Raw genomic sequence first — 846 nt, 5'->3', positions numbered from 1 at the left:
CAAGCGCGTTCTGCACTAGAGCGTCTATATACATCACTACGTGGTCTTGACCTAACGGTTGCACCTGCGGGTGGCGAAGAGTACGTGACTCGCTTTACAACTGCGATGAACGATGACTTTAACACGCCTGAAGCATACTCAGTTCTGTTCGACATGGCGCGCGAAGTGAACCGCCTGAAAACAGAAAACCTAGAGAAAGCGAGCGAGCTTGGTGCGCTAATGCGTGAGCTGGCTGACGTGATCGGTATCCTTCACCAAGAGCCTGAGTCTTTCCTTCAAGGTGAAGCGGGTGATGACGATGAAGTGGCTGAAATTGAAGCACTAATCAAGCTGCGTAATGACTCTCGTGCCTCTAAGGACTGGGCTAACGCCGACCTTGCACGTGACAAGCTGAACGAGCTAGGAATCATCCTAGAAGACGGGCCAGAAGGCACAACTTGGCGTCGTAAGTAATCTTATAAAAAGGGCTGATTTTCAGCCCTTTTTTCTAGCAAAAATCTATATACACCTTTAATTCCATATTCAATTTATACTAAACAGGAATATTTCTGTGGCTCAGATGTATTTTTATTACTCTGCGATGAACGCGGGTAAATCAACAACGCTCCTACAGTCTTCTTTTAATTATCAAGAGCGTGGCATGACTCCCGTCATCTTTACCGCAGCCCTAGACGACCGTTACGGTGTAGGGAAGGTAAGTTCTCGTATTGGTCTTCAGTCAGAAGCTCAGATGTTCAAAAGTGATACGGATCTATTCCAAGCGATTGCAGCACTTAATGAAGAAGAAAAGCGCCACTGTGTTCTGATTGATGAGTGCCAGTTCTTATCGAAAGAGCAGGTATATCA

At 46.2% G+C, this 846-nt stretch carries 1 protein-coding gene and 1 pseudogene; both read left to right on the top strand.

What is annotated here, in order from left to right:
- Positions 1-453 (top strand): DALR domain-containing protein (locus KIV40_RS30285; RefSeq protein WP_309145839.1); only part of this gene is annotated, 453 nt, incomplete at its 5' end.
- 97 nt (positions 454-550) lie between these two features.
- Positions 551-846, top strand: a pseudogene (locus KIV40_RS30280) (thymidine kinase); the annotation flags it as partial.

The sequence above is a fragment of the Vibrio sp. D173a genome, from assembly GCF_030248475.1.
The sequence above is the reverse complement of the archived record's forward strand: the minus strand, read 5'-3'. Positions and strand labels throughout refer to the sequence as shown.